This is a genomic window from Acidimicrobiales bacterium, from assembly GCA_036491125.1.
Taxonomy (GTDB): domain Bacteria; phylum Actinomycetota; class Acidimicrobiia; order Acidimicrobiales; family AC-9; genus AC-9.
Genome location: DASXCO010000205.1, coordinates 1 through 21,588, shown reverse-complemented (window position 1 = coordinate 21,588; position 21,588 = coordinate 1). Strand labels below are relative to the sequence as shown.

The window sequence follows — 21,588 nt, the reverse complement described above, 5'->3', positions numbered from 1 at the left end:
GAGTGCTGGAATGCCATGCATGAGCTTCGGCCAGTCCGTCGAACCCCCCAGGGAACGTCAGCTGATGAATGGGCGTGGATGACGTGATGACGAGTCAGGGTAACCCCTGGAGCGCGGGAAGCTTCGCACCGTGGCGGCCGGCCTGACCGTGCGGTGCAACGCGCTGGAGCGGCCCGAGCCCCTAGGCTGCCGGCTCGTGGCGCTTGTCTCTGGCCGCCGGCGCTTCATCGTGACGCTGTTTCTCATCGTTGCTGCGGCCTTGGCAATCCGCGCGACCTTCGTGCTGGGAGTCACCCGTTACGACCGGCACTTCTACGACGCTGCCTACTACCAGCTCGAGGCCGACCGAGTGGCCTTCGGGGGCGGCTTCACCGATCCGTTCCTTCCGATAACCCATCCGCTTGCTCCCGCCATGCCGTCAGCCCAGCATCCGCCGCTCACTGCGCTCGTGCTCACCCCCGTGGCGTGGGCGACCAACGGCAACCCGCTCGCCATGCGCTTCACCATGGTCGTGCTCGGCGGGGTCACCGTGGTGCTCGTGGGCCTCCTGGCCCGGGAGATCGCGGGCGACGGGGCGGGACTGCTCGCTGCGGGCATCGCCGCCGCGTACCCGTTCCTGTGGGTGAACGACGGGCTCATCATGTCCGAGACCTTGACAGCGTTGACCGTCGCGGGCGCCCTCCTGTTGACTTACAAATTGGTGCGGCGGCCACGCCTGCTGACCGCAGCCGGACTCGGCGCGGTGTGTGGGCTGGCGACTCTCGCCCGAGCCGAGGTGGTGCTGCTCGCTCCTCTGCTCGCCGTGTGGTTCCTCCTGTGGAGACGCCGGACCTCCTGGCGGTCCGGCCTGGCGACGGCGGGCACGGTGGTGGCGGTGTCGGGGCTGGTGATCGCACCATGGTTCGGCTACGACCTGGCCCGATTTCAAGATGCGACCTTCGTGTCGACGAACGACGGGATCGCCTTGGCCGGCTCGAATTGCGATGTCGCGTACTACGGCAACCTGATCGGTGGGACCACCCTCACTCCCGGGCAGTGCCTTCCGGCCAACCCACCTTCCGGCGACGATTCGGTGGCGGCCAGGGCCTATCGCGACAAAGCGTTCGCCTACATGCGCGGCCACCTGCAGCGCCTGCCCGTTGTCCTCGCGGCACGCGTGGGACGCGACTGGAGCGTCTTCCGTCCCCAAGACGCGCTCAATGAGACCGAGGGCCGTCCCCGCTGGGTCACTGAGCTGGGATTCGCCTTCTACTACCCAATGCTCGCTCTGGCCATCGGCGGCACCGCGGTGCTGTGGCGGCGTCGCACTCCGGTCTGGCCGCTTCTCGTGCCGCCGATCATCGTGACGCTGAGCGCTGTGGTGTCCTACGGACAGGTCCGTTTCCGCGTCGAAGCGGAGCCGGTCCTCGTCGTGCTGACATCGGTCGCGTTGGCCGCGGCGTTCGACTGGTGGCGACGGCGACGGCGGGAACCGCCGATCGAGCCCGAGACGGCCGAGGCCGGGGCCGGTCCCTCATCCCCGGCCCCGCGTTCCCCTCTTGCGCTGCCGCAGCAGTGGGCGCCCGGCAGCCCTGGATAGCCGTCAGCGGGGAGCATGACAGACTTGCCTGTGGCAGACGGAGTCGAGGCGACCGAGAAGAGCACCTTCACCGGGTCATCGACAACACGTCGACAATCCTCGATCTCGGAGGGTTCCCGCTCTCGTCGAGCGCTCAGTCGTCGGTCCCTGGTGGCGCTCGCAGTGGCCTTCGCGCCGTACCTGCTGGTGTCGGTCGGACTGTGGTGGCACGTCTGGTCGACACACCCGACCGGGGTGGCGACCTGCGGATGTGGCGATGCTGCCTTCGTCACCTGGTTCCTGGCCTGGCCCGCCAACGCGCTCTCACATGGTCACAACTTGTTCTACTCGACGCTGCTGTTCCATCCCAGCGGGGTGAACATGCTCTCGAACGTGAGCACCCTCGCCATTGGCGTTCCGCTTGTCCCGGTGACGCTGCTGTTCGGGCCGGTCGCCACGCTGAACGTGGCCTTGACGTTGGCGCCGGCCCTGTCGGCCCTGGCGATGTTCTGGCTGTTGCGCCGCTGGGTGTCCTGGACGCCGGCCGCCTTCGTCGGTGGCCTGGTCTACGGGTTCTCCCCATTCGTGCTGACAGCGGTAGCCACTGCGCACATCATGCTCGGCTTCCTGGTGCTCCTGCCTCTCGTGGTCGCTTGCCTCGACGAGCTGCTCGTGCGCCAGCGGCGCCAGCCCGCGTTGGTTGGCGCGGCCCTGGGGCTCCTCGTGACGGTGGAGTTCTTCGTGAGCAGCGAGATGGTGGTCATCATGGCCATCTCCGCTGTCGCGGCGCTGGTGATGCTCGGGACGAACGCCTTGCTCACCGACCGGCAGGATCTGATCGGTCGCCTTCCCCATGCTGCTCGCGGCCTCGGAATCGGGGCCGTCGTTGCCCTGGTACTCCTCGCCTACCCGCTGTGGTTCGCCTTAGCTGGTTCAGCTCACCTGTCCGGGCGGGTGTGGCCGACGCTGACTGCCGGCAGCGGCGGCATCACACCCAGTGGCCTCTGGCACCTGGGTTTCTCGACCTCCGACCGGCGCGTGTCCCAACTGCTCGGCGGGTACTTGGGTCCGGCGCTGCCGTCGTACGAGTACCTCGGGCTCGGTCTGCTTGTCGTGCTCGCTGCTGGTCTCGTCGTCTGGTGGCGCGATCGGCGCCTGTGGTTGTTCGGTGGGCTCGGGGTGATCAGTGTCCTGCTATCGCTCGGGGTGGAGAGCCGCTACTGGGTGCCCTGGCGGCTCCTCGCCCAGGTCCCGCTGGTCCAGAACATCCTTCCCGGACGCTTCGTCGCCGTCACCACGCTGTGCGCCGCCGTGATGCTCGCCATCATCGTTGACCGAGCACGTGGCTCTGCCGCCGAGCTGCTGCCACGGATCGCCGGCCGCCGTTGGGCCCGCCGCGGCCCTGCTCTGACTGGCGTTCTCGCCTCGCTGGCCGCTCTCGGTGTGGCTGCCGTGGGGACGGTGCCTATCGGTACAGCTGTCGTCGGCAAGGTCCCGCTCACGGTCCAGCCAATCAGACTCCCTCGTTGGTTTGCCGACGCCGCCCCGCGTCTCCCCCCTGGCCAGGTCGTGTTGGCGTACCCGGCCCCGTTCTCAGGCGTCCAGGCGCCGATGGCCTGGCAGGCGGTCGACTCGCTACACTTCGCCATGGTTGGCGGTGGCGGACCCGCCGGCATACCAGCCCGTGCCGGCGCCGAGCGCCCCGGCCTCGAGGTGCTCAGCGCCGCATCCCTCTCGCTGTCAGGACCACCCTCGGGGACAACCAGCAACGTCGACGCAGTGCGACGAGCCCTCGCTGGTTGGGGGGTGACGATGGTGGTCGTCCCCGATCCGTCGGGGTTGCCTCGCTACGACCAGGGAACTAGCCCCGAGACGGCGCTCGGTCTGTTCACCGCCGCCATCGGTCGAAGGCCCGAGCTCCGCGACGACGCCTGGGTGTGGGCCGGCGTCCAGTCCCCTGCTCCGCAGCTAGCGGTGACTCCGCTGGCGTTCACGCGGTGCACGACAGGCGGGTTGATCCCGGCCGGGGCCCGGCAAGACGTACCGGACTGCATCATCGCGGCCTCCGCGCAATGACTGGCGGTGTCGGAGCGACCGAGGAAGGCGGCCTCGTCACTACGCAGACCGGGCGTCAGCCATCCCGCCATGCGGGTTCCCGATCTCGGCAGGCGCACCGGACGCCCGTCGGCCTCGGCAGGAGGACCCGTCGGCCCCTGGCGGTGTTCGGCATCGCCTTCGCGATCTACCTGCTGGTGTCGATCGGCCTGTGGTGGCAGGTGTGGTCGACCCACCCGACCGGGGTGGCAACCTGCGGGTGCGACGACCCCGCGTTCGTGCTCTGGTTCCTCGCCTGGCCCGCCTACGCGCTCGCCCACGGTCACAGCCTCTTCTACTCGACCCTGCTGTTCCATCCCACCGGGGTGAACACGCTCTCGAACGTGAGCGCCCTCGCCATTGGCGTCCCGCTTGCCCCAGTGACGCTGCTGTTCGGGCCGGTCGCCACGTTGAACGTGGCCTTGACGCTGGCGCCGGCCCTGTCGGCCCTGGCGATGTTCTGGCTCTTGCGCCGCTGGGTGTCCTGGACACCGGCCGCATTCGTCGGTGGGTTGGTCTACGGGTTCTCCCCGTTCATGCTCACCGCCGAGGCCATCGCCCACGTCATGACGGCATTCCTCGCCCTCTTGCCGCTCATCGTCGCCTGTCTCGACGAGCTGCTCGTGCGCCAGCGGCGGCGGCCCACGCTGGTCGGCGCGGCCCTGGGGCTCCTCGTGACCGTCGAGTTCTTCGTGAGCAGCGAGATGGTGGTCATCCTGGCCGTGTGCGGTGTAGTGGGGCTCGCGATGCTCGGGATCTATGCAGCGGTCCGGGACCGAGGGGATCTGATCGGTCGCCTCCCTCACGCTGCTCGCGGCCTCGGGATGGGGGCCGTCGTCGCCGTGGTGCTCCTCGCGTACCCGCTGTGGTTCACCGTCGCTGGTCCGGCCCACCTCTCCGGGCTGGTGTGGCCGACTCTGACCCCCGGCGGCGTCGGCATCTCGCCCAACGGTCTCTGGCAGTTGACGTTTCAGAACAGAGGTCTCGTTCAGCTCTTGAGCGGGTACTCGGGTCCCGCTCTTCCGCTTCCCGAGTATCTCGGGATTGGGATGCTGGTGGTGCTCGCTGGTGGTCTCGTCGCGTGGCGGCGCGATCGGCGCCTGTGGCTGTTCGGTGGGCTGGGGGTGATCAGCGTCCTGCTGTCGCTCGGGGTGGGCACCGGCAGCTGGGTGCCCTGGCAGGTTCTGGCCCGCATCCCCCTGGTGCAGAACGCACTTCCGGCGCGGTTCATCGCCGTGACCACGTTGTGCGTTGCCGTGATGCTCGCCATCGTCGTGGACCGGGCCCGCGGCTCCGTCGCCGCGCTACTACGACGCACGGCCGGTAGCCGGTGGGGGAGTCGCGGCCCGGCTCTGACGGGCGTGCTGGCGTCGTTGGCCGCTCTCGGCGTGGCCGCCGTGGGCGCGGTGCCACTGGGCACAGCCGCCGTCGGCAGGGTCCCGCTCACGGCCCAGGCGATCAGGCTCCCTCATTGGTTCGCCGACGTCGCCCCGCATCTGCCCCCCGGCCAGGTGGTGCTGGCCTATCCTCCGCCGTTTGCCGGCGGGGTGCCGATGCTGTGGCAGGCTGTCGACTCGATGCATTTCGCCCTTGCAGGTGGCGCCGGACCCCAGGCCCTCCCGGCCCGCGCCGGCAAAGAGCGACCCGGCGTCGAAGTCCTCACGGCAGCGTCGCTTTCGCTCCCTGGACCGCCCCCGGGGACAGCGGCGACCGTCGACGCGGTACGACAAGCAATCGCCGGTTGGCGGGTGACGATGGTGGTCGTCCCAGATCCCTTGCGTCTACCCGACTACGAGCAGGGTCGGGCTACCGGGTGGGCGCTTGGGATGTTCACTGCGGCGACCGGTCGCCGGCCGGAGTTCCGCGACGACGCTTGGGTCTGGTCCGGTCTTCAGTCACCAAGTCCGCCGCGATCGGTATCGCCCCAGAGCTTCGCTTCCTGTACGACCGATCAGTTGTGGCGCAGCGCATCACCCCAAGCGGTACCGGACTGCGTCATCGCGGCGTCGAGCGAAGCGAGGTGACCGTCGAGCCAGGTCTGTTCCATCCTCATCGACCAGAGTCTCTGGCCCGCGTCCGCGTCCTCGCCGACACCAGGACCGCCACGGCGGCGACGACTGGCAGAGGGCCGAGCTCGAAGCCGAAGCGCGGGTTCTCGCCGAGATCGACGAGAGAGGTCGTGAGGAACCCATAGGCGAGGGTCAGCCACATGAACGCCAGCGTCCCGACGAGTGCCAGGTCATCGCGTCTCCGCCATGCGACGATCGGCGTGCCGATGATCGCCACGGCGAAGGCGATGAGCGTGAGGTAGGAGAGCTGGTCCACCGAGGGACCCCTCCCGCTGACCCAGTCGAGAACCGCGTACCACTTGGGGCTCGCCGGCTGCCAGAGCACCGCGCTGTCGAAGACCCGAGAGTACGTCGCGATGTGGGTCTGGTTGCCATTGAGGAAGGGGCTCTTGTCGGCAGGCACGAACCACGCCGCCGCACCCTCGAGGACGTGGCCGGCGTAGGCGCCCGGAGCGGCAACGACGTAGGCGAGGTCGTCATGCAGGTACCGCTTCGACACCTGTACGTAGACGAGATTGTTGTAGTTGACCTGTCCAGTCCCAGTCGTCGTCTCGTCGAGGGCAGGGATGCCCGTGTGGTGCACGTGCACGAACCTGGGTTGGTACTGGCTCACGGGGCCGAAGGCGCTGACCTTGGCGATCGGTGACAGCACCCCCCGTCGCACCAGATCAGCGACCTTGCCCGGCCCAGCCAGGCTGAGGGTGATGCTCTGCATGTTCATCCCGAGCCAGCTGCTCGTGGTGTAGGTCCCGAACATCATGCCGTTCTTGACATACCACCCGAGCACCAGCAGCAACGGAAGCGCGGCGAGCACGACCACTGCCCGCCACCGGTGACGGACCGACACGAGCACGACCGCGAGCACCCCGGCGAGCCATACCCACTGCCAGGAGCTGTTGAGCAGGACCAGCCCGGCCCCGGAGCCGAACAGCCCCAGGCCCCACCACCAAGCCCTCGTACGAAGATATCGGATGCAGCACAGCGCGGCGACGGTGATCAGCACCGCTGTCGGATAGGCATAGAAGAGCCAGTTCTCGTAGAGGACGTACCGCGGATCGGCCACCACCACGATGGCCGCGGTCATGGCCGCCCACCGCGGCGCACGGAGATCGACGAGGAGCAGATAGGTGGCCAGCACCAGCACCAGGCCCATGGCCAGGTAACAGGCGATGGCCACCGGTCGCTGCATCCCGAAGGGCAGCTTTGCCAGAAACCCAACGAAGAGGTTGTAGAGCGGCGGCTGGCTGTGAAGGTGCCAGACGCTCTGGAGGAGGTGGTCCTTGAGCAGCCGGACGTCGAGGAGCTGCCACTGCGAACCGCGGTAGCCCCCCTGGAGGCCGGAGATGTCGAATCGAACTCCGGCAAGGAAGAAGGCGAGACGGGAAAGAGCGAAGGCCGCGGTCAGTGCCGCGAGGGATCGCCATGACTCCCGAACCAGCGAGGGCGATCCCGTCGATCGCGACCCGTTGTCGCCAATTGGTCTCATGGAAGGGACCTGCTCGGTCTCGGGGCGGGCCTGCCGAGATACGCCGGGGAGCTCGAGGATGCGGCTCAGGGGCCCCGTCGGCACCCGCCCGGCGACTCGATCTGTAGGTACGCGAGCCTCCGAACCTCTTGACGAGCCCGGCCGACACTCTGCAACACCAACCCACACGTCAGGCAGATGAAGGCGACGGTCTGGATGGCCGCGGCCAGGATTGCCGTTGGGAAGCGGAGCACGAGGCCGGATCGGACGTACTCGTTGACAACCGGAATCCCGATGCCCACCGCTGCTGCCGTGAGGACTATGAAGAGGATCCCGAAGAACTGTAGGGGTCGTAGCTCTCTGAACTGTTGCAAGGCAACGCGAAGGATGCGGCCCCCGTCCCGGTACGTCCGGAGCTTGCTGTTGGAGTTCCCTTTGCGACTGCGGTAGGGCGTCGGCACCTCAGAGCACGCTGCTGAGACCGTCGCTGCGTGGCCACTGAGCTCGGTCTCGATCTCGAATCCGGACGAGGTACCGGGAAACGACTTCACGAACCGACGTGACATCACGCGATAGCCAGAGAAGGCATCGGTAAAGTCTGAGCCGTAGAGAAGCCGAAACACTCTGGCGAAGACGGCGTTGCCCGTCGAGTGTCCCCGTCGGTACGCCCGATCATCGTCGGCGATCGGCTCGCGGCGTCCGACGACCATGTCGAGATCGTTGTCGATGAGCAGGTCCACCATGTGTCGAGCGGTCGGTGCGTGGTAGGTGCCGTCTCCGTCGACCATTACATAGATGTCGGCCTCGACATCGGCGAACATCCGACGGACGACGTTGCCCTTGCCTAGTCTCGGCTCGCGGCGCACGATCGCCCCTGCTCTGGAGGCGTGCTCACGGGTCGCGTCCGTCGACTGGTTGTCGTACACGTAGATGTCCGCCTCGGGGAGCGCCTGGCGGAAGTCGTGCACGACCGAGGCGATGGCGTGCTCTTCGTTGTGGCAGGGGATCACCACCGCCAGCGTCGATCGCGTGGCCGGCGCTCGTACCGCACCGAGCAACGTCTCGGTCTGCGTATCGCGCCCGCCGAGGGTCGTCACAGACGAGTCTCCTGGACTCGCGCGACGAGGACGAGGTTCTTGCCGAACCAGCGACCCACACCCCGATCGAGGGCGCGACTGAGCGGGAAGGCGTACCGGTCGTACGCCGCCACCGCTGCCTCGTTGAGATCGCCGCGGCGACTGCCGCCTGCTCGATAGACCAGCGCGGCGAAGAAGCCGAGGCTGTCGGCATACCGGCACTGGCAGACGTCGTAGCCGGCCTGCTCCACCGCACTCATCAGTTGGCGGCGCCGGTAGCGTCGGACATGGCCGATCTTCCGGTCCATGGCGGAGTAAAGGAGCTGGAAGGCCGGAACGTACAGGACGAGCGTCCCGCCCGGAGCAGTCACCTGGCGCAGCTCGCGGAGAGCGCCGACATCGTCGACGATGTGCTCGAGCACGTTGAAGCTGTAGACCAGGTCGAAGCGTTCGTCGCCCAGCTCGGCTGGGGTCTTCACGGCCCGGAAGCCCCGCGACCGAAGCCGCGCTCGGAGCTCATCGTCAGTCTCGACGCAGCTCACGTCGTAGCCGAGTGCGCGCATGGCCTCGGCATGGGTCCCGACGCCCACGCCGAAGTCGAGCACCAGTTGCCCTTCGACCGGCTCTGCGATCGACGCGACCAGATCGGTGAGGAAGCGGCGATAGTTCGTCGCCACCGCCATGACCTCCAGGTTGTCGACGCCGCTGTACGCGTCGGTGGTCATGGCTGCCGCTCGGCCCTGAGGGCGGCACGCTGGTCACTCACAAGACCAAGACTACGCTGCTTCCGCCGGCCTCGAATGCCTACGATGGCCGCCGCGGTGACTGCGGCCAGGGCTGCGAGGCTGACGATCCAGCCGACCCGCCAACTGCTGGGATGGTACGAGAGCTCGACGCGGTGATTGCCGGCCGGGAGCGGCACTCCCCGGAGCAGGTAGTCGACACGATCGAGGCGAGCGGGCCGGCCGTCGACGGTGGCCTGCCATCCGGGGTAGGAGAGGTCGGAGAGCACGAGCTCGGCCGGCCGGTCGGCGCGGGCGTTGATCGAGAGCTGATCCGCCCCGTACTGGGCCAGATTGGCGCTTCCGGGCGACGGACCCGAGGCGTCACCACTGCCGAGTTGTGGGAGTGGTTTCTGGGTGACGACCACGCGACGTGGATCGAAGGTCGGCGACGAGATGGCGTCGAGCTGCTGGCTCTCGCCGGGGACAACCTGCTGACCAGTGACCAGCCACGTCCGGGGGAGTGCCCCGTCGTTGGCGAGGATCGTGGCATCGGGGCCGTCATAGACAGGACGCAGGCCGGGCAGTGCCGGCGGCGGCTCCCCCTTCTGCAGGAGGATGTCGCGGACGCCGAAGAGCGAGAGGATCCGCAGCGACTGCGGGCTCGGATCGACCGTGGTGGTGTCCAGGGGCAGCAGCGGCGTCGGGGCGTGCATGTCCCGGACCCACAGGCGGCCGAAGCGTTCCTCCACGGGGAAGTCGTAGCCCCGGAGGTCGTCGATGCCGTAGCGGAGGTTCACATCAGTCGGGAGGGGAATGACGCCCACACGCGGCGGGAACGCCACGTACCGCGCTGGCTGCTGGGACTGCAGGTACTGGATCGCGGGCGTGACCGGCTGGGTGGCATGGGCGACGGTGATCGCCGGGTTCTGACCAACGCCAGCGCGGAACAGGTCGCCGAGAACGAGGAGGACGACCAGCCCGGCGAAGGCCCCCGCGGCCAGGCCGCGCCACATCCGGGCGAGCAGAAGGGCGATGGCGGCCCCGGCGAGGGTGATCCACACGATCAGCGAGGCCAGGTGGATGACGGGCGCAGCGTCGGCAGAGGTCGGGCCCGGCGGCTGGGCGAACCCCCAGGCCACGTGGAGAGCCCGGCTGAAGAAGCGCACCGAGGAGCCATCTGTGGCGACGACCACGAGCACCGGTAGGACGAGCAGTCCGCCAGCGAGCGCGGTCGCCGCCCAGGCTCGACGACCCTGCGGCCGACGACGGATGAGGTCGTCGAGCCCCCACCCGGCCAGGAGCGCCACACAGAGCAGGAAGAGGATCGTCAGCCGGGTGTTGTAGGTCGACGCGAAACCCGGCAGGTGTCGGACGATGCCGAAGAACGGCTGCAGACCGAGCACCACGAAGACGCTCACCGCAGCGAAGACGGCGATGGCCACCCGCTCCACGCGGGGCCGCAGGATCAGGGCGATGGGGGCCAGCATCAGTGGAAGGGCACCGGCGTAGAACGCGCGTTCGACCTCGAAGCCGTTGCCCAGCGTGGTCTGGGTCGCCCGGCCCCAGTAGTCCGGTAGGAGTACCGCCAGGAAGTACTTCGGCTGCACATAGACGGCGCCGCGGGGGCGGGCGCTGAGGTCCGAGGAGTGCCTCAGGAGCTCGAGGAAGGGTAGGAGCGTGACGGCAGCCAGCGCGGTCCCGGCGACGAGGGCAAGAGCGAAGACGGTGACGGGCCGAGCGCTCGCCCGGCCCAGAGCGGCGAGCCGGGAGCCTCCCTGGCGCGCCGCGGCGGCCATCGACGCCACGCCCCCGGTGGGTCCCTGGAGCACGCGCAAGACGAAGAAGGCGGCTGCGGCGAACAGGGCGTGGAAGCTGCTCTCGGGATGACCCCCGAAGAACTGGAGGGCCACCACGGCGGCGAGCGCGGCGGCGGACAACCCGTCGGGGCGCCGGACGAGCCGCTCGGTCGCCAGCAGCAGCCAGGGGATGAGCGGGAAGACGTTGGCGAGCGGCCAGGGGAGCCAGACGACGAGGAACAGACCAAAGCCGTAGACCGCACCCGTCATGAAGGCACCGGCGAAGCCCATCCTGAGCGCTCGGCCGAGCAGAAAGGCGCCCATGGCCGCGACCAGGACTTTCAGGATGTCGATCACGGTCAAGGACCGCCAGAAGGGCAACACGTAGGCGGGAACGCTGAAGGGCGAGAAGACGGCCGACTGCATGTTCGCCACGTACGGTCGGCCGCCCATGATGTGCGGGTCCCAGAGCGGGACCTGAGGGAGATGGCTCCCGGTGTACTGGAGGAAGGGCTCGAAGACCGTGGTGGGGTCGACGAGCTCTGGGTTCGACCCCGAGAGGGTGCATTGGCAGCTCTGGCTGTACTTGCTGGGCACGCCGCTCGGAGCCGTCGTGTTCCACGGCGCCGCCGACCACAGGTAGTCGGCCCCCGAGGTCGTGTGGCCCGGGAGCAATCCCGGAGAGAAGAACGCCACGGAGAGCAGCCCGTAGAGAAGGAGGGCGACGAGCGCCGGGCGTGCTCGCAGCCAGTTCAGGGGGCCTGCTCGGGCACTCCGGCGCATAAGCCGGGCCAGCCTATCGGCGCGCCCCTGTCGACTAGAGTCACCGGCCGGTGGAAGAGGGGGTCTACGCAGAGCACTACGAGCAGGAGGATCGCCATTGGTGGTTCCGGGGAAAGCGGGCGGTTATCTGGGCCCTCGTGCATCGCGTCGACCTGCCGGACAAGGCGCGTGTGCTCGACGCCGGCTGCGGAACGGGACGGACCCTCGTGGAGCTCGGCGCTCTCGGCCCCGCAGCCGGCGTGGATCCCTCCGCGGAAGCCGTCGCCTTCTGTCATCGGCGGGGGCTGGACAGCGTTCGGCTCGGTGGGCTGGAGGCGCTGCCGTTCGAGGCCGGTGAGTTCGATCTTCTTCTGGCCAGCGACGTGCTCGAGCACGTCCAGGACGACCACAGCGCCCTGGTCGAGCTCGGGCGGGTCGCGGCCGATGGCGCATCCCTCGTCATCACCGTTCCGGCCTACGAGTGGATGTGGAGCGAGCACGACGACCAGCTGCATCACCTCCGGCGCTATACCCTGCGACGTCTGCGCCAACGGGTCCTCGCTGCGGGCTGGCGTCCCGTCCACGCCACGTACTTCAACTCGATCCTGCTGCCCGTCGTGGCTGCGGCCCGACTCTCGACGCGGCTGCTGCCACTCAGGGGGCGCACGGACATCGGCCGCACCCCGCCGGCCCTCAACTCGGCGCTCGAGGCGCCCATGCGATTGGAAGCGGCAATGATCGCCCGCGGGGCTCGTCTGCCCGCGGGCGTCTCGGTCGGGATGGTATGTCAGCGTGACCGGATCGGGCTCACCTAGACTGCCCCGGATGCCGCCGAGGTCGTTGTCGATCGTCATCCCCGTTCTCAACGAGGAGGATGAGGTTCAGAACATTCTCACCGCCGCCCGTGCGCTGCTGGAGGAGCGGGGTGGGGAGTGGGAGATCATCATCGTCGACAACGCCAGCACGGACAGGACCTGCGAGCGCGTCCAGCCTTTCCTCGACGGGACACATGTGCGCCTCCTGCGCAACGAAGTGAATCTGGGCAAGGGGTTCTCGGTTCGCCGCGGGATGCTGGCGGCGAGTGGCGATCTTCGCCTCATGTGCGACGCCGACTGCGTCCCGTCGCTCGGGTCGCTCCCGCGTCTGCTCGGCGCAGCCGAGGAGGCCGACGTCGTGGTCGGGTCTCGCATCGCAACGGGCGCCCATGTCGCACACCAACAGCCGCTGCGCCGGCGGTTCGTGGGTTTGGGCTTCCTCGTCCTGACCCGGTTGATCGTCGGTCGGCTCACACGCGATGTCTACTGTGGATTCAAGCTCTGGCGGGCGGAGGCCGCTCGTGCGGTGTTCGAGCGTGTCGTCGTCGACGGCTGGGTCTTCGATGCCGAGGCGCTGTCGATGGCAAACAGCTTGGGCTACCGCGTGACCGAGGTCGGCATCGAATGGATCAACAGGCCGAACTCGCGGTTGTCCATCCGCAGCGTGCTGATCCCCGCGATCCGCGAGCTGTCCGCGGCGCGCCAGAACGTGCGCAGAGGGGCAGCTCCGCGCCTGGCCGATACCGAGACGGTCTCGCCCTCCCGGGAGCTCCAATGAAGACCGTCATCCTCTGTGGTGGCAGGGGAACCAGGGCGTACCCTCACACCATCGATCTGCCCAAGCCCCTCCTCGACGTCGGTGACGTCCCGATCCTGCTTCACCTTATGGAGATCTACGCAGGGCAGGGATTCGACGACTTCGTGCTCTCTGCCGGCTTCCGCAGCGATCTCATCGAGAGGTTCGCCGCCGACCTTCCTCGGCACTGGAGCGTGGATGTGGTGAACACGGGGGAGGAGACCGGGACAGGTGAGCGGATCAGGCGGTGCCGAGGGCGCCTGGGGCAGACGTTCCTCGCCACCTACGGTGACGGTCTGGGCGCCGTCGACCTCAGAGCATTGCTCGACTATCACGCTTCCCACCCGGCGGCGGCGACGGTCACCACGGTCCCGCTACCCTCGCCCTACGGCACGCTCGAGTGGGACGACGTGGGACGGGTGAATCACTTCAAGGAGAAGCCTCGACTCCAAGACCACTGGATCAACGCCGGTTTCTTCGTCTTCGACGAGCGGGCGTTCGAGCATTGGCGCGGCGACGACCTCGAGCGGGAAGTGCTCCCCGCCCTGGCGGCCGAGGGCGAGCTGTACGCCTACCGCCACTCGGGCTTCTGGCGTTCGATGGACACCTACAAGGACGCGCTCGAGCTCAGCGCCCTCTGCCGGGAAGGAGACGGTCCATGGACGATCTCGCCGGCGCCCGCGTCCTCGTCACAGGTGCGACGGGCTTCATCGGCTCACATCTAGCCCGGCGCCTGGTCGGCGACGGCGCCGAGGTCCACGCGCTGACGAGCACGGTCTCCTCCGTCTATCCCGTGCGGCTGCTCGGGATCAGGGATCAGCTCACCCTGCACGGCGGCAACCTCACGGACGCGGGCGCAATGGCCGCTCTGGTGGAACGGGTCCACCCGGCCATCGTCTTCCACCTCGGTGCCTACACCCACGTGGGGAAGTCCTGGGACCGGCTGGACGAGTGCATCCAGACCAACGTCCAGGGGACGGTGAACCTTCTCCAGGCGCTTGCCCGGATCGAGTACAGACGCTTCGTCTATACCAGCACGAGTGAGGTCTATGGCGACGTGGCGGTCCCGTTCCGGGAGGACGCCTCGGTCAATCCGCTCTCGCCGTACTCGGTGAGCAAGTATGCAGGGGAGCGGTTCTGTCTCATGTTGCAGCGAGGACGAGGGTGGCCGGTCGTCGTGGTGCGACCGTTCAATGCCTATGGACCAGCACAGAGTCCCGACCGGGTGATTCCCGAGATCATCGTCCAGGCCCTGCGCAAGGAGCGCCTGGCCATGACCCAGGGTCGTCAGACTCGTGAGTTCAACTTCGTGGGCGATCTCGTCGAGGGGTTCATCCGGGCAGCCGTGGTGCCTGGTGTCGAGGGCAAGGTGTTCAACATCGGGGGTGGCGAAGAACTGGCGATGCGTGATCTGGCCGGGACGATCCTCGGGCTCATGGGCAATCCCATCAGGGCCGAGATCGGGGCCCTTCCCGATCGCCCGACGGAGATCTGGCACATGCGCAGCGACAGCACCAGGGCCCGAGAGGAGCTGGGCTATCGACCGCAGCGGTCGCTGCGGGAGGGCCTCGAGGAGACGATCGCCTGGTACCGAGGAGAGCTCGACCGGCAGCCCTCGCAGTTCGCTCGCTAGCGGCGCGCTGAGTCGACATCGTCGGTCGCTCCAAGAGGGCCATCGACTACCATCGGCGCTCGATGGACCACCGGCCGCCCATCCGCGTCCTCATAGGGGTTGGCCTGGTAGCCGGGTGTGCCCTGGCCCAGCAGGTGCTTCTCACCAGGATGTTCTCGGCGGTCCTCTTCTATCACTTCACCTTCCTGGCGATCTCCCTCGCCCTGCTCGGAACGGGAGCGGGAGGGATCGCCATCTACCTCTGGCCGAGGTTCTTCGATCGGTGGCCGCTCGAGCGGTCGTTGGCCGGGTGGTCCGCCCTCTTCGCCGCCCTGCTGATCGTCACCCCGACGCTGCTGGTCCGCCTGAACTACTCCTACAACAACTCGATCACCCTGCACTTCGTGCTCAACTTCGGGCTGGCCTGTGTGCTGGCGCTGCTCCCGTTCCTCAGCGCGGGCGTCGTGATCACGCTGGCGATCCGCGCCTACACCTCCTCCATCGGGCGCCTCTATGCCTTCGACCTGGCGGGCGCGGGGATCGGTGCGCTGGCCATCGTGCCGGTGATGTGGATCGTCACCGCCGCGACCGGGATGGTCGCCCTGGGTGCGCTCGCCGGGGTGGCGGCCCTCCTCTTCGCCGGCTCGGCTGTCCTCTCGAGGAAGATCGCAGTGGGCGTCACCGCAGGTGGCTGCGCCGTGGTGGGAATCTCCGCGACGACGGGGCTGAACAGCTTGGCCTCTCCCTACTTTCCCAACGTTCGGCCCGCCGCCGTCGAGTGGAGCCCGCTCAACCGGGTGCTCGGCTACGCTCCCGCCACCGCGGATGCCTTCGGGTACCTGTTCTACGACCGTGTCTACGCTCCGGTTCCCCAGTATCACCGCGGACAGCCCTATCCGAGCTACCAGCAGCTGCTGACCAGCTCGCAGAGCGTCGGCCTGACGATGGCGCCCAACACCCGGGCCCTGGTCATCGGCGGCGGCGGGGGAAGGGACATATTCGACGCCCTCTCGTCTGGCGTTCGGCGAGTCGACGTCATCGAGCTGAACAGCGCCATCCGGGACGTCGTTGACCGAGGGCTTGGTGCGTCCTCCGGCTCGCCCTATTCACTACCCGGCGTCCACACGGTGATCGGAGACGGTCGTGCCATTCTCTCCGCCCAGAGCACGAAGTACGACAAGATCCACATCGGGTTCACGGACACGCTGAGCGGGAGCTCGGCGGACGCGTTCGCTCTCTCCGAGAACAACCTCTACACGATCGAAGCGTTCGAGGAGTACTACGACCACCTCGCGCCGAGCGGCATGTTGGACGTGACCCGGGCCTACCACCTCGTCGGTGACGAGGCCCTGCGGATCACCGTGTTGACGCTCCAAGCGCTCGGGCAGCGAGGGATCGCGCACCCCGAGAACAACGTGGTCGTCATCCTCGGACACGACCAGTTCGGCGGCGTTCCAGGCACGGTCCTGTCACAGCTGCGACCGTTCAGCCCTGCTCAGCTGACCCAGATCAGCACGCTCGCGGCCCAGCGCGGAGACAGCATCGCGTTCGCGCCCGGTGGGCCGTATTCGAAGGAGTGGGTCGGCCTCCACCAGGCGGCGAGTCCTCAGGCCTTCTGCAGCAGCTATCGGCTGGACGTCTGCGCACCGACCGATGACAAACCGTTCTTCTTCAACATGAAGCGCCTGACGGACATCGCCCAGCCCATGCCCAAGGGCTACAGCTACACGATCGATCCCTTCCTGCTCCTCGGTGCCACGGTCGGGATCCTCTTCCTGCTCACCCTGCTCGCCTTCGGCCTTCCACTCGGGCTGACCCGCGGCAAGGATCGACCGCCTCAGTCATCGCTGCTCTACTTCGCTGCCATCGGCCTCGGCTTTCTCACGCTCGAGATCACCCTGATCCAGCGCTTCGTGCTCTTCCTCGGCTTTCCCACTTACGCCCTGTCTGTCGTGCTCTTCTCGCTGTTGATCTTCACCGGCGTCGGCGCCCTGCTCTCGAGCCGTTGGCGACGACCTCGGCGGGCGCTTCCTGTCGCGCTGACTGCGATCAGTGTGCTCATCGCCCTGAGCGCCTATTTGTTGCAGCCGCTTCTCCGCCACCTCATCAGCCTGCCGTTCTCGGTACGAGTCCTTGTGACCATCGCCCTCCTGGCCCCCCTCGGCGTGCTCCTCGGTACGGCCATGCCGATCGGTCTCCGCCGGTTGAGCGCGCTCCATCCCGCCGGCGTGGCGTGGGCATGGGGTATCAACGGGGTCACCTCCGTGCTGGGATCGGCGCTCGCCGTCTTCGTCGCCATCGTCTGGGGCTTTGCCGCCGCGGCCATCCTCGCCCTTGTCTGCTATCTCGTGGCGTTGGCCGATGCCGCGTTCGGGAGGTGGCCGCCAGACGATCGAACTGCGCTCGCCGACCAGGCAGCGGCGGACGGGCAGTCGAAGCTGCCCGTCGGCTCCGGGGCTGCAGCCTCGACGCCAGCCAGCTAGCAGCTGCTACCGGCGGGCGCTCTGGATCGCCTCGCGGGGGAGCACCGGGGCGTCTCGGCCCGTTCCCGTCTGACCCCGGCCGGTCTCGCCGGCCCCCTTCTCCTCGTGGTAGTCGGCCTCGACGTTGACGTTCCAGATGTCGTGGCTGGCCCCGAGGATGTTCTCGACGGTGAGCATGGCCGTGTACATCGAGTGGTCCTGGTTGTTGTACCGGTGCATCCCGTTGCGACCGACGGGATGGACGTTGACGAGGTTGGCCTCGAGCCACCGGCGCAGCACCTCCACGTTCTCCCGGTAGTGCTCGTCGTAGATGGGATAGGCCTTGGGCATCCGCACCACGTAGCCCGCCTCGACGTCGGCGGCTTTCATGAGGCCCAATCGCTCGAGCTCCTCCTTGCCCCGTTCGATCAGCTCGTCATCGCTCGCCGTCCAGGACTGGTCGCCCTCGAACACGGTGTACTCGAGACCCAGGACGTTGCGACCGCCCTTCACGAGGTAGGGCGACCAGGAGCCGAAGTTCTGGATCCGCATCGTTCTCACGCCCGGAGCGTGGATGTAGATCCAGTTGTCGTCCCAGGCCACCCGGTCAGCCGGCACGACCAGGGCGACCGTGAGGAAGTCGCGGTGCATGAGGCCGGCCGCGGCCCGACGGACTTCGTCGGGTGCGGGCGGGTCCATCGCTTCGACGAGGGCCCCGAAGGGCATCGACGAGATGAGCTCGCTCACCGGATAGGTGGTGGTCCCACCACCGGTCGTGGTCGCTTCCACCTCGACGGCGCGATCGCCCTGACGACGGATGCGGCTCACCTTGGTCTCGAGCACGATCTTCGAGCCCTGGGCTTCGACCTTGTCGCGACACACCTCCCACATCATCCCCGGCCCGAACTTGGGGTACTGGAACTCCTCGATGAGCGAGGTGATCTCCTTCTGGTTGCGCTTCGGGGTGAGTGAGTTGACGATCGCCTTACCCAGTGACAGACCCTTCACGCGTTGTGCCGCCCAGTCCGCCGGCATCTGGCTCACGGGGATTCCCCACACCTTCTCGGTGTAGGTCTTGAAGAACGTCCGGTAGAGCCGCCATCCGAAGCGGGCCACCAGCCAACCCTCGTAGTTGTCCTGGTCCTTCGGCGGGTGCACCCGAGCCCAGGCATAGGAGCCGACGCAGCGCACCGCCTCGACCGGTCCGAGATTGCGCAGGGCGTTGCCGCCCCGGATCGGGTAGTCGAAGTATTTACCGTCGTAGAAGATGCGGCTCTTGCGAGGACGGAGGAGGAAGTCTCCCTCGGGCAGGATCTCGTGCCAGAGCCGATCCACGGCCGGCACCTTGGTGAAGAACCGGTGACCGCCCATGTCGAAGCGCCAGCCGTCGCGCTCGGTGGTCCTGCTGATTCCACCCACGACCGAGTCGGCCTCCAGCACGGTGGAAGGCCTCCCCGCCTTGGCCAGCTCGTACGCGGCGGTGAGGCCTGCCGGGCCGGCGCCAATGATGACGACCTCCATGCCCGCATGCGCTGTCAGTCGACCGGATTCTCCCTGCGGGCGCTCCGTGGGTGCCGTTCCGCGATGGTCTCCAGTCACGTCTGACGAGGGCTCCATGTTCTCCTCACGAGGCCGCGTGCCCACCCTGGGCAGCCCCGGGACGGGTCGTTCCACGATACCGTTCCCGTCGCTCGCCACGGCGATGACGACGATGGTGCCGGGGGCTTGACCTCATGGCACGTAGGCGTTGAGAAAGGCGAGGGTGGCATAACCGGCCATCCCCGCAGCGCCGAGGGCGAGCACGCCCCGCTCCACCCGTCCGCTGGCGGTGAGGGATGCGCCCGCCAAGACGAGGGGGAACGCGCTCAGGGCGTAGCGCTCGAGAGAGTCGAGGTTGCGCGAGCTGAGGGCGAGGACGAGCGTGGCGGCGGCGAAGGCGCCGTAGGAGGCCGGCCATCGGAGCAGGCACACGACCAGCAGCACGACGAGCCCGAGGGCCCACGGGTCGTGGAGCCCGCTGCCGATGTGACCGTGGACGAAGAGACGAGCTTCGTGGCCGAGGGAGGTGACGGGGTCGACGAAGCCCCCACGCTGGCCGGCCGCCTGCTGGGCGTGCACCGGCACGAGCGGATCGCCGTATGCCAGCCAGGACCAAGCCAGGAAGATGGCGCCGCCTACGAGCGGGGCCACCACCGCCCCGACGCGGGCCACCGCCTCCCGTCGGGAGACGCCCGACCAACCTCGTACCGCTTCGATTGCGGCGGGCACCAGGAGGAGCACGCCGAGCGGTCGGGTGAGCCCGGCGGCCAGGCCGGCGGCGGCCGCCCATTCCCAGCGCCTGGTACGCAGGGCGAGGAAGGCGGCCACGGCCAGCGCGATGGCAGTGGCCTCGGCGTACCCCATGACAAGCACGAAGGCCGGGGGCACCAGGGCGATCAGCCAGGCGGCCCGCCGCGCCAGCGCTCGATCGCCGGTCTCGACCACCACCAGTCGATGGAGCAGGGCGCCGAGCGCCAGCGCCGAGACGTTGGCGACGATCAGCAGGGTGACCCCGGTGGCGCTGGCGATACCCAGGGCGAGGTAGCGGGCGACCAGCGGGAACAGCGGCCAGAACCGTGTCGCACTGTGGCCGAGGGGGGCGTAGCCGTGGGAGGCGATAGCCCGGTAGAAGCCGGCGTCCCACCCGAGGAGGCCCTGGTCGACCCGGAAGGACACGCCCGGCGCCGTCGGATGGAGGTGGTTGATCAGGAAGTGGGACAGGGCCAGGGCGGCCAGCACGATGAGCCGAGCCGTGATCCATCCCGGTGCGGCGGCGACCACGTCAGCCCTGATCCCGCCGGGGCGGCCCGGAGGCCCGACCCAGGCCACCCGGAGCCGGTCCGACACGCTGGCCCGAGCACCGCCTGGCGAGCGGCTCGAGGCGGCCGGCCCGGACTGTCCGATGTGATCCCGGTGCAGCATCTCAGGAGGCTCAGGGCGCGGCTGGGAAGCGGAACAACGCCTGCGCCTCGTAGACGCCGGTGAGGTCGTCGTGGCCGTTCACGTTCGGCCTGACCACCTGGGTCGTCCCCGGTCGCAGGCTCGCCAGCTGGTTGGTGAGCGTCTCGCACTTGAGGTCGAGTGTTCGATAGCCGCTGATCCATACCAGCCAGATGTTGTGTCCGGGACCGGCCCGGGCGGCGAGAGTCCGGGCGAAGGCGGCTGGCTGGCCGGCCGCGTTCCTTGCCGCGTAGTCGTACCAGTCCACCCGCTGCGGCGGTGCGCCCGCCGGGAAGGTGAGCTGGACCAGATCGGACGGGAGAAGGCGGCTGACGGACGGGCCCAGCTGATCGGGGCAGTACCCGACCACGTCGCCGGGCTTGGCTGCCGCGCTGATGGCCGCCGCCACCTGGCCGGCCTGGGTGCGGTTGGTCGTCACGTTGGAGGACGCGGCGACCAGCCCCAGGGCCACCGCGGCGGCGAGCACCCCCGTCCTGACGCGTCGGTCGGCCAGGGTCGCCGTCCCGAGCACGATCAGGAGCAGGAACACTGGGAGCACGACGGCGGCGTAACGACCCTGGAAGGCGCTCCTCGTGACCAGGCCGGCGACGATGGCGAGGCCGAGCGTTCCCGCCGTGGCGATGGCGAGGGCCCGGGCCGGTCGCCGGGTGCGGAGGTCGAGCTCGATCCGGTGGCCGTCCAGGGCCATCCCGAACAGGGCCAGGAAGGTCAGGGCGAAGAATGTCAGCCCGAGGCCGCGCCCCGCGCTCGACTTGCCGCCGGCGAACTCGCCGACGGCGTTGACCATGGCGCTGAAGTTGGCCGGCTCGGCCCACGGCGTCCCCGTGTGCCGGAGCTGGGACACGAAGATCGGCACCCACGGCAGGAACAGGACGCACCCCGCGGCAATGGCGCCCAGCGCCCAGAGGGTGGCCCTGCGATCGGCCGGGCGGGTCCACGTTCGCCAGGCGACGAGGCCGACCACGATGGCGAGCAGATAGATCGTCCAGTAGTGGGTGTAGAGGAGCAGGGCGGTGACTGCGGTCACGGCGGCGAGGTCGAGCGGTCGCGGCCGCGAGCGCTCGAGCACCCGGGCCAAGGCGAGAAAGCCGCACACCACGAGGAGGATGACCAGCGAGTACATCCGGGCCTCGGTGGCGTAGCGCACGGCGAAGGGCGAGCTGGCGAGCAGCAGCAGGGCGACCCACGCCCCGGGACGTCCTCCGATGCGGCGGCCCGCCAGCCACATGAACGGGAAGGTGGCCACGGCGATCACGCCGCCGAGCGACCGCACGGCAAGATCGCCCGTGCCGAACACCCGCATCCACCCATGAAGCAGCACGTAGTACAGCGGCGGGGCCCCGTCGTGCCGGAGGGCG

General features: G+C 68.5%; 15 protein-coding genes. 8 read left to right on the top strand and 7 right to left on the bottom strand.

The features are described 5' to 3' along the window. Window positions 1–196: 196 nt before the first annotated feature. From VGF64_16260 to VGF64_16250, 3 genes are all read left to right on the top strand, one after another. Complete coding sequence (locus VGF64_16260; GenBank protein HEY1636313.1) at window positions 197–1,579, top strand: glycosyltransferase family 39 protein; 1,383 nt, start codon at window positions 197–199, stop codon at window positions 1,577–1,579. 24 nt (window positions 1,580–1,603) lie between these two features. Beyond that, entirely contained in the window at window positions 1,604–3,634 is a 2,031-nt protein-coding gene (locus VGF64_16255) for a hypothetical protein (protein HEY1636312.1), read from the top strand. Between the two features lie 143 nt (window positions 3,635–3,777). Beyond that, the gene (locus tag VGF64_16250) at window positions 3,778–5,676 is read left to right on the top strand and encodes a hypothetical protein (protein ID HEY1636311.1); all 1,899 of its coding nucleotides are present in this window, start codon (window positions 3,778–3,780) and stop codon (window positions 5,674–5,676) included. A 25-nt stretch (window positions 5,677–5,701) separates the two neighbouring features. On the opposite strand, the gene VGF64_16245 is transcribed toward VGF64_16250, so the two are convergent. The 4 genes from VGF64_16245 to VGF64_16230 all read right to left on the bottom strand — a co-directional run bounded on the left by VGF64_16245 (window position 5,702) and on the right by VGF64_16230 (window position 11,566). Further along, entirely contained in the window at window positions 5,702–7,207 is a 1,506-nt protein-coding gene (locus VGF64_16245) for a hypothetical protein (protein ID HEY1636310.1), read from the bottom strand. Between the two features lie 65 nt (window positions 7,208–7,272). After that, the gene (locus VGF64_16240) at window positions 7,273–8,283 is read right to left on the bottom strand and encodes a glycosyltransferase (GenBank protein HEY1636309.1); all 1,011 of its coding nucleotides are present in this window, start codon (window positions 8,281–8,283) and stop codon (window positions 7,273–7,275) included. Next, window positions 8,280–8,987 carry a methyltransferase domain-containing protein gene (locus VGF64_16235; protein ID HEY1636308.1) on the bottom strand — a complete coding sequence of 236 codons (708 nt, stop codon included), beginning with the start codon at window positions 8,985–8,987 and terminating at the stop codon, window positions 8,280–8,282. The genes VGF64_16240 and VGF64_16235 overlap by 4 nt, the downstream gene beginning before the upstream one ends. After that, entirely contained in the window at window positions 8,984–11,566 is a 2,583-nt protein-coding gene (locus VGF64_16230; GenBank protein ID HEY1636307.1) for a YfhO family protein, read from the bottom strand. Before VGF64_16230 ends, VGF64_16235 begins: the two co-directional genes overlap by 4 nt. Window positions 11,567–11,616: 50 nt before the next feature. Between VGF64_16230 and VGF64_16225 the strand changes: the two genes are divergently transcribed. The 5 genes from VGF64_16225 to VGF64_16205 all read left to right on the top strand — a co-directional run bounded on the left by VGF64_16225 (window position 11,617) and on the right by VGF64_16205 (window position 17,251). Then, on the top strand, window positions 11,617–12,360 hold the full coding sequence (locus VGF64_16225) for a class I SAM-dependent methyltransferase (GenBank protein HEY1636306.1): 744 nt from the start codon (window positions 11,617–11,619) through the stop codon (window positions 12,358–12,360). A gap of 10 nt (window positions 12,361–12,370) precedes the next feature. Next, window positions 12,371–13,138 carry a glycosyltransferase gene (locus VGF64_16220; GenBank protein HEY1636305.1) on the top strand — a complete coding sequence of 256 codons (768 nt, stop codon included), beginning with the start codon at window positions 12,371–12,373 and terminating at the stop codon, window positions 13,136–13,138. Then, the gene (locus VGF64_16215; protein HEY1636304.1) at window positions 13,135–13,881 is read left to right on the top strand and encodes a sugar phosphate nucleotidyltransferase; all 747 of its coding nucleotides are present in this window, start codon (window positions 13,135–13,137) and stop codon (window positions 13,879–13,881) included. Before VGF64_16220 ends, VGF64_16215 begins: the two co-directional genes overlap by 4 nt. Then, complete coding sequence (locus VGF64_16210) at window positions 13,815–14,789, top strand: GDP-mannose 4,6-dehydratase (protein ID HEY1636303.1); 975 nt, start codon at window positions 13,815–13,817, stop codon at window positions 14,787–14,789. Before VGF64_16215 ends, VGF64_16210 begins: the two co-directional genes overlap by 67 nt. 62 nt (window positions 14,790–14,851) lie before the next feature. Next, the gene (locus VGF64_16205; protein HEY1636302.1) at window positions 14,852–17,251 is read left to right on the top strand and encodes a hypothetical protein; all 2,400 of its coding nucleotides are present in this window, start codon (window positions 14,852–14,854) and stop codon (window positions 17,249–17,251) included. 6 nt (window positions 17,252–17,257) lie between these two features. Here the strand turns inward: VGF64_16205 and VGF64_16200 are convergent, their stop codons facing one another. The 3 genes from VGF64_16200 to VGF64_16190 form a co-directional block, all read right to left on the bottom strand. After that, complete coding sequence (locus tag VGF64_16200; protein ID HEY1636301.1) at window positions 17,258–18,847, bottom strand: FAD-dependent oxidoreductase; 1,590 nt, start codon at window positions 18,845–18,847, stop codon at window positions 17,258–17,260. A 114-nt stretch (window positions 18,848–18,961) separates the two neighbouring features. After that, window positions 18,962–20,191 carry a hypothetical protein gene (locus VGF64_16195; GenBank protein HEY1636300.1) on the bottom strand — a complete coding sequence of 410 codons (1,230 nt, stop codon included), beginning with the start codon at window positions 20,189–20,191 and terminating at the stop codon, window positions 18,962–18,964. Between the two features lie 10 nt (window positions 20,192–20,201). Then, on the bottom strand, window positions 20,202–21,588 hold a 1,387-nt coding region (locus VGF64_16190), incomplete at its 5' end, for a glycosyltransferase family 39 protein (GenBank protein ID HEY1636299.1).